The organism is Amycolatopsis ruanii (genome assembly GCF_003385175.1).
GTDB lineage: Bacteria > Actinomycetota > Actinomycetes > Mycobacteriales > Pseudonocardiaceae > Amycolatopsis_E > Amycolatopsis_E thermalba.
Map to the genome: position 1 here is coordinate 21,618 of NZ_PQHY01000081.1, position 7,212 is coordinate 28,829.

General features: G+C 73.2%; 9 protein-coding genes. 6 read left to right on the plus strand and 3 right to left on the minus strand.

What is annotated here, in order from left to right; genetic code table 11:
* Positions 1-132 precede the first annotated feature (132 nt).
* Positions 133-561 carry a cupin domain-containing protein gene (locus D0D28_RS29935; RefSeq protein ID WP_094006197.1) on the minus strand — a complete coding sequence of 143 codons (429 nt, stop codon included), beginning with the start codon at positions 559-561 and terminating at the stop codon, positions 133-135.
* A gap of 120 nt (positions 562-681) precedes the next feature.
* Between D0D28_RS29935 and D0D28_RS29940 the strand changes: the two genes are divergently transcribed.
* The 5 genes from D0D28_RS29940 (at position 682) to D0D28_RS29960 (ending at position 5,651) form a co-directional block, all read left to right on the plus strand.
* Positions 682-1,101, plus strand: a complete 420-nt coding sequence (locus D0D28_RS29940) for a CBS domain-containing protein (protein ID WP_094006113.1) — start codon at positions 682-684, stop codon at positions 1,099-1,101.
* Between the two features lie 37 nt (positions 1,102-1,138).
* On the plus strand, positions 1,139-1,936 hold the full coding sequence (locus D0D28_RS29945; RefSeq protein ID WP_116114353.1) for an SDR family NAD(P)-dependent oxidoreductase: 798 nt from the start codon (positions 1,139-1,141) through the stop codon (positions 1,934-1,936).
* 160 nt (positions 1,937-2,096) lie between these two features.
* A complete protein-coding gene (locus D0D28_RS29950) occupies positions 2,097-2,741 on the plus strand; it encodes a TetR/AcrR family transcriptional regulator (RefSeq protein ID WP_094006115.1) in 645 nt (214 codons plus the stop codon).
* A 232-nt stretch (positions 2,742-2,973) separates the two neighbouring features.
* A complete protein-coding gene (locus D0D28_RS29955) occupies positions 2,974-4,050 on the plus strand; it encodes an NAD-dependent epimerase/dehydratase family protein (RefSeq protein ID WP_116114355.1) in 1,077 nt (358 codons plus the stop codon).
* Between the two features lie 11 nt (positions 4,051-4,061).
* On the plus strand, positions 4,062-5,651 hold the full coding sequence (locus D0D28_RS29960; RefSeq protein WP_116114357.1) for a phytoene desaturase family protein: 1,590 nt from the start codon (positions 4,062-4,064) through the stop codon (positions 5,649-5,651).
* 25 nt (positions 5,652-5,676) lie between these two features.
* Here D0D28_RS29960 and D0D28_RS29965 read toward each other — a convergent pair whose 3' ends face one another.
* On the minus strand, positions 5,677-6,111 hold the full coding sequence (locus tag D0D28_RS29965) for an SRPBCC family protein (protein WP_094006117.1): 435 nt from the start codon (positions 6,109-6,111) through the stop codon (positions 5,677-5,679).
* Between the two features lie 56 nt (positions 6,112-6,167).
* Positions 6,168-6,533, minus strand: a complete 366-nt coding sequence (locus D0D28_RS29970; RefSeq protein ID WP_094006118.1) for an STAS domain-containing protein — start codon at positions 6,531-6,533, stop codon at positions 6,168-6,170.
* Between the two features lie 235 nt (positions 6,534-6,768).
* Between D0D28_RS29970 and D0D28_RS29975 the strand changes: the two genes are divergently transcribed.
* On the plus strand, positions 6,769-7,200 hold the full coding sequence (locus D0D28_RS29975; RefSeq protein ID WP_116114359.1) for an ATP-binding protein: 432 nt from the start codon (positions 6,769-6,771) through the stop codon (positions 7,198-7,200).
* Positions 7,201-7,212 lie beyond the last annotated feature (12 nt).

Below are 7,212 nucleotides of genomic sequence, written 5' to 3' on the forward strand. Positions count from 1 at the left end.
CCCTTCGCCTCTGTGGTGCCGTCCGCCGTTCGGACGGCGCGGGCGCCGGCTGCTTGACGCTGGCGAGGATCATACGTGGCGCCGGGGTGGCGCCCAACAGAGCCCGGAGAAGTGGGGTTGAGCCGGCTCGGCTCAGGAATCCGGTTCGTCCACCGGAGACCAGAGGCTGGGCAGGTTGACCACGATGCCGTCCTGGCTGCTGCGGGCGATGATCACGACCGCGTCCTCGTCGCCGGGATTCTCCTCGCGGTGCGGAACCCACGGTGGCACGAAGACGTAGTCGCCTGGCTCGGTCTCCAGCCGGATCTCTTCGTCGCCATCGGCGAACACGAACACCGGGTGCCCGGACTTCACGTAGATCGCCGTCTCGGCCTCACCGTGGTGGTGGTCACCGGAATTGGTGTGCGGGCCCACGTGCGTCTCGCCCATCCAGACCTTCTCCGAGCCCGCGGTCTTGCCGGACACGGCCTCCAGACGGCGCATCCCGCTGGTCTGCGCGGTGTCGCCGGTCAGCTCGCTGCCCTTGATGTGCCGCAACGGGCGGTGCCAGGCGTCGGTCACGGGCGCGTCCTCCTGCTCCGGTGAAGTGCTCTCGTCCACGGTAGCCGGTTTCGGCGGCCCCGATCGGGGAACGGCATCGGGGGAAGGGATGACAACCCACTGCGAGGAGGTCGGAAAACCATGGCGCAGCTCGTGCGCGACGTGATGACCCGCAACCCGGTGACGCTGTCCGCGGACACCCCGGTGCGGCAGGCCGCGCAAGCCATGCGGGAGAAGGACATCGGCAACGTCCTGGTCCGCGACGGCGACCGGCTGGCCGGCATCGTGACCGATCGCGATTTGGTGGTTCGCGCGCTGGCGGACAAGGACGACCCGGCGAGCTGCACGCTGGGCGAGGTGTGCAGCGGCGAGCTGGTCACCGCGAGCCCGGAGGAGCCGGCCGACGCCGCCGTCCAGCGGATGCGGCAGCACGCCGTGCGGCGGATCGCGGTGGTCGACCACGACCAGCCGGTGGGTGTCGTGTCGGTCGGTGACGCCGCGATCGAGCGCGACCCGTCATCGGCGCTCGGTGACATCAGCGCGGCGCGCGGCAACGCGTGACCCGAGTGGGCGGTCCGGATCGGGGTAACCGCCCGGCATGACCAACGCACTGACGAGACCGCTGGCGGTCGTCACCGGTGCCTCCACCGGGATCGGCCGCGAGCTGGCGAAGCAGTTCGCCTCGCACGGCTACGACCTCGTGATCGCCGCGGAGAACGCGGAACTCGACGACGCCCAGCGCGAGCTGATGGCGCTCGGGGCGCAGGTACTGGCCGTGCGGGGCGATCTCGCGAGTTACGACGGAGTCGAGAACCTGGTCGCCGCGGTGGCGTCGGTGGACCGCCCGCTGGCCGCGCTGGCCGTCAACGCCGGGGTCGGGGTGGGCGGCGCCTTCGTCGACGGGACGCTGCGGGACGAGCTGAACGTGATCCACCTGAACGTGACCTCGGCGGTGCACCTGACCCGGCGCCTGCTGCCGGGGATGGTCGAGCAGGCCGCGGGGCGGGTGCTGTTCACCTCGTCGGTCGCGGCGATGACTCCCGGCCCGTTCCAGGCCGTGTACAACGCGACGAAGGCTTTCCTGGCGTCGTTCGCCGAGGCGCTGCGCGAGGAGCTGAAGGACAGCGGGGTGACGGTCACGGCGTTGCTGCCGGGGCCGACGGACACCGAGTTCTTCGAGCGCGCCGGGATGACCGACACCAAGATCGCGCAGGGCCCCAAGGACGATCCGGCGGAGGTCGCCGAGCAGGGGTTCGCGGCGATGATGGCGGGCAAGGACAAGGTGATCGCCGGTTCGGCGCGCAACAAGGTCCAGGCCGCGGCCGCGCGCGCCGTGCCGGACACCGTGAAGGCGGCGATGCACCGCCGGATGGCCGAACCGGGTTCGGGCGATTAGTCCTCTGTGGACCGCACCAGGAGCACCGCGGTGAGGTCCTCCGGACATCTCGCTCGTTGGCCTGGTGGACGGCTGTACGCTGAGTTTCGCCTGGTCGAGCGGGCAACGCGGCGGCGGGAACCGCTCAGCAGTGGACGGTCGTCCGGGATAGACTGGCCGGGTGGCGGAAGCGCGTGTCGACAAGCGGGTGCAGCGCGGGCTGCGGTCGCGGCGGGTGATCCTGGACCGGGCGATGGACATCGCGTCGGTGGAGGGGCTGGAGAGCCTGTCCGTGCGGCGGCTGGCGACCGAGCTGGACGTGAGCAAGAGCGGGGTGTTCGCGCAGTTCGGGTCGAAGGAAGAGCTGCAGCTGGCCACGGTGCGCGCGGCGATCGAGGTGTTCGTGGGCAAGGTCGTGAAGCCCGCGCGGAAGGCCCCGGCGGGGATCCGGCGGGTGTGGGCGCTGGCCGAGGCGTGGCTGGCGTACGTGCGGCAGCCGGTGTTCGAGGGCGGGTGTTTCTTCATCGCGACGGCGGCCGAGTTCGACGCGCGCCCGGGCCGCGTACGCGACGCGATAGCCGCCGGCCGGCGCGACTGGCAGACCCTCTACCGCACGACGATCGCCGAGGCGCAGGAGATGGGCGAGATCGCCGCGGACGTGGACGCCGGGCAGCTGGCCTTCGAGCTGGACGCGCTCACCCGGGCGGCCGCGGAAGACGCCCTCCTGCACGACGACCCATCCCGCTACGACTACGCCCACCGAGCGATCCGCACGCGCCTCGCCACGGTGGCGACACCCGGGGCACCCACACTGCCGGAGGACTGACCCTGGGGCGCCGCCCCGGCTGGGGGGCGGCTGTCCGCGCCCGGTCCGTGGGAGGGCTGAGGCGGGTGAGGCTACGCGCCCCGGATGGGGCGCCGCGCCCGCTGCGCCGCCCGGTTCGGATGGTGGCGGCTCCGCGCGCCCGCTTTGCCGAGGGCACACGCGCCGCGCCCATGGCGCGGAGAAGTTCCGGTACCCGGGGTTAGCCGGCGCGCCCGGGTGGAACACGTCCGCCATGAAGGTCGTCGTCACCGGGGCGTCCGGCAGTCTCGGCACCGCGTTCCTGCGCGCGGCCGCCCGCAGGCCGGACTGGGAGGTCGTCGGGCTGGCGCGGCGCGTCCCGGACGGCCGTCCACCCTACGACCGCGCCCACTGGGTCCCCTGCGACCTCGACTCCGACGACGCCCCGGACCTCCTGCCGAAGGTCTTCGCCGGGGCGGACGCCGTCGTCCACCTCGCCTGGGCCATCCACCCCGCCGTGGACGAGCCGCCGCGCAACCGGACCAACATCGAGGGCTCCCAGGAGGTCCTGGCAGCCGTCGCCGGCGCCGGGGTTCCCCGGCTCGTCTGCGCCTCCTCCGTCGCCGCCTACACGCCCGCCCCGCGCTGGACCCGCGTCGCCGAGGACTGGCCCCGCACCGGCGTCCCCGGCAGCGCCTACAGCCGCGACAAGGCCCGCCTCGAACGACTCGTCGAACTGTTCGCCCGCCAGCACCCGGACGTCCGCGTCGCGGTGTTCCGGCCGTGCGCCGTCGCCCAGTACGACTCCGGCGGCCAGCTCGCGCGCTGGACCCTGAGCCCCCTCCTGCCGCCCGCGGTGATCGGCAACCGCCTGCTCCCGGTGCCGCTGTGGGACGGTCTGCGCGTCCAGGCCGTGCACGCCGCCGAGGTCGCCGACGCCATCTGCCTCATGCTCGACCACCACGCGGAGGGCGCCTTCAACCTCGCCGCCGAACCCGTCCTCGGCGTCCACGACCTCGCCGAGCTGTTCGGCGGCTTCCGGGTGCCGGTGCCGCGCCGGCTGGTCACCGGCCTCGCCCTGCCGACCTGGCGGCTCGGGCTGCAGCCGATGCACCCGGGCTGGCTCACCCTCGCCGACCAGGCGCCGCTGATCGACACCACCCGCGCCCGCGCCCAGCTGGGCTGGGAACCCCGCCACGACGCGAAGGAGGCGCTCGCCGAACTGGTCGCCGGCATGCGCGACGGCAGCGGCACCGGCAGCGGGCCGCTGGCGCCGCGCGCTGCGGAATCGTGGCTGGAGCGGTTGGCTGGGATCAGGCTGGGCCGGCCCAGCCGCCAGACGCAGGCCTAGAAGGGAGCCTCGTGACCGAAACTGTCGACGCGGTCGTCGTGGGCGCGGGTCAGAACGGGCTCGTGGCGGCGAACGTGCTCGCCGACGCCGGCTGGAGCGTGCTCGTGCTCGAGGCCGAGCCGGAGCCGGGCGGGGCGGTGCGCAGCGCCGAGATCACCGCGCCCGGGTTCCTCAGCGACCTGTACAGCGCGTTCTACCCGCTCGGCTACGCGTCGCCGGTGCTGCGGGAACTCGGCCTGGACTCCTACGGCCTGGTGTGGCAGCACGCGCCGCTGGTGCTCGCGCACGTCCTGCCCGACGACCGGGCCGTGGCGCTGTCCCGGGACCTCGACGAGACGGCCGCCTCGGTCGCGGCCTTCGCCGCCGCGGACGGCGACGCCTGGCGCGACGCGTTCGACCAGTGGCAGCGCGTGCGGCACGACCTGCTGGAATCGGTCCTGCGCCCGTTTCCGCCGGTGCGGTCGGCGTCGAAGCTGGTGCGGAAGATCGGAGTCGCGGAAGCCCTCCGGCTCGTCCGGATGGTGACGCTGCCGGTGCGGCGCCTCGGCGAGGAACTGTTCGACGGCGAAGGCGCGCGGCTGCTGTTCGCCGGCAACGCCCTGCACACCGACCTCGGCCCGGACAACGCCGGCAGCGGTGTGTTCGGGTGGCTGCTGGGGATGGCCGGGCAGGACGTGGGGTTCCCGGTGCCGGAAGGCGGCGCGGACCGGATCGTCACCGCCCTCGTCCGCCGCCTGGCCGACCGCGGCGGCCGGGTCGAGTGCAACCGCCGGGTGCGGAACGTGCTCGTCGCCGGCAACCGGGCGATGGGCGTGCGGGACGAGCACGGCGAACCGGTCCGGGCCAGGCGGGCGGTGCTGGCGGACGTGCCGGCGCCGGCGCTGTACCGGGAGCTGGTCGGGGAGGAACACCTGCCCGCGCGGCTGGTGTCCGACCTGGACCGGTTCCAGTGGGACAACGCCACGATCAAGGTCGACTGGGCCCTGTCCGGGACGATCCCGTGGACGGCCGAGCAGGCGCGCCGGTCGGGCGTGGTGCACCTGGACGCCGATCTCGACGGGCTGACCGCCTACGGCGCGGACCTGGCCCGCGGCCGGGTGCCCGAGCGGCCGTTCCTGCTGCTCGGCCAGATGACGACGACCGATCCGTCCCGCTCGCCCGCGGGAACGGAGTCGGTGTGGGCGTACACGCACGTCCCCCGGGGCGAGAAGTGGGACCGGAGCAGGCTGGAGCGGTACGCCGACCGGATGCAGGAGATCGTCGAGCAGCGAGCGCCCGGTTTCACGAGCCTGATCCAGGGGCGGTGCGTGCAGGGGCCGGGCGAGCTGGAGGCGCACAACGCGAGCCTCGCGGAGGGCGCGATCAACGCCGGCACCGCGGCGATCCACCAGCAGTTCGTGTTCCGGCCGGTGCCCGGGCTGGCCAGGGCGGACACGCCCGTCGACCGGTTGTACCTGGCGGGCGCCTCGGCTCATCCCGGTGGGGCCGTGCACGGCGCCCCGGGAGCGAACGCGGCCCGGGCGGCGCTGGCCCGGAACGGGCTGGTGGGCGGGCTGTACGGGGGGATGATCAAGGCAGCCCACCGGGCGATCTACTCGTGAGGCCGGTGAAGCGACGAGCGCGCCGTCAGCGGTTCGTGGCGATGTCGGCCAGGCGGTTGAGGCTTTCGGTGTTCCGCGGCGCCAGCAGCCCGGCCTGGACCGGCTCCGGGAACACGCTCAGCGGGCCCCGCACCAGCTTCTCCGCCATCTGGACCTCGGTGCCGCCCTCGGTGTCCGGGGTCAGGGTCAGCGTGATCTTCGCGGCGCCCATCGGCCACATGCGGGCCTCCAGTTCGAGGAGCTCGTTCTCCTCGACCGCGAGCACACAACTCACGTCCTGCACGCTCACCGGCCACGGCCCGACACTGTGGTGAATCCGGGAACCCACCTGCGGCCAGTGGCCGTCCACCTGCCGGATGTGGGCGGCGCCGACCACCCAGCCCGCGTAGGTCCAGCCGTCGGCGAGGACGGCGAACACCTTTTCGGGCGGGACGGGAATCCGCTTGCTCACCACGATCATGTCTCGCTCCCCGGCTCGGTCCACCGGCAGCGAGTACCCCGCGCGAGCCGGGGCAATCAGCTCGCTTCGGTCGCGGGCGGCGCCACGGCCTCGTCCACCGACGACGTGATCCGCAGCTGCTCGTCGAGCCGGGTGACCTGCAGCGGCCGCAGCACGGCCCGGCTGGTGGCCACCACCCGCAGCTCCACCGAGTTCTCCTCGCACTTCTGCTGCGCGTTGACCAGCAAGCTCAGCCCGATCGACCCCAGGAAGGTCACCTCGGACAGGTCGACCACCACCGGCCCCGGCGGCTGGGTGTCGGCGCAGGCGGACTGCACCGCGCTGTCCAGGTCCGGCGCGCTGGTCAGATCCACGTCGCCCGCGGCGGACACCACGATGGCACCGTCGACGAGGCGACGCGTGACACGCAACTCGGTGGTCACCCGAGATACCTCCTACTGTCGTCGTTCACCGCGTCCTGCCGTCGGCGGACCACAAGGAAGCTGCACCGGTACCGGGATAGCCGCCACGGCAACAGGCTGGCGGCTCAACCGTCCGCCGATCCTAACCGGGATGCACGGCGGGTGAGGATCGGGGCGGAAAGTGGTTAACCGGCCACCTCCGGGGAACCTCCGACACAGCCGATACGCGAGCAAGGACCGCTGGCGGGAGGACACTGTGAGGACCGACGGCGCGCGCCGACCGACGCAGCACCGCAGCAGGCCGTCCGAGTGGCGGCGGGCCGTGACGCGGTTGCCGGAGGAGGCACCGGCGGCTGGTCGGGCCAGGGACTTCGCCACCTCGGCGCTGCGGGCGTGGGAGGTGCCGCCGGACACCCGGGAGGACATCGTGCTCGCCACGTCCGAACTGGTCACCAACGCCGTCGAGCACGGGCGCGTCGTGGTCACCGTGGTGCTGCGGCAGAACGACGACCGGGTGGTGCTGCGCGTGTGGGACGAGGACACGCACGTCCCGGTGCCGCGACCGGTCGGCCAGGACTCGGTGCGCGGCAACGGCCTGGTGATCGTCGACGCGCTCAGCGAGTCCTGGGGCTACGAGACCGGCGCGGAGGGCAAGTGGGTGTGGGCCGAGTTCGCCCTCCCGCGGTGACCGCTCAGCGGT

Bases quoted from the DNA above. Each gene is read 5' to 3' on its own strand.
- D0D28_RS29940 (WP_094006113.1), top strand. From the start codon at position 682: ATGGCGCAGCTCGTGCGCGACGTGATGACCCGCAACCCGGTGACGCTG.
- D0D28_RS29945 (WP_116114353.1), top strand. From the start codon at position 1,139: ATGACCAACGCACTGACGAGACCGCTGGCGGTCGTCACCGGTGCCTCC.
- D0D28_RS29955 (WP_116114355.1), top strand. From the start codon at position 2,974: ATGAAGGTCGTCGTCACCGGGGCGTCCGGCAGTCTCGGCACCGCGTTC.
- D0D28_RS29965 (WP_094006117.1), bottom strand. From the start codon at position 6,111: ATGATCGTGGTGAGCAAGCGGATTCCCGTCCCGCCCGAAAAGGTGTTC.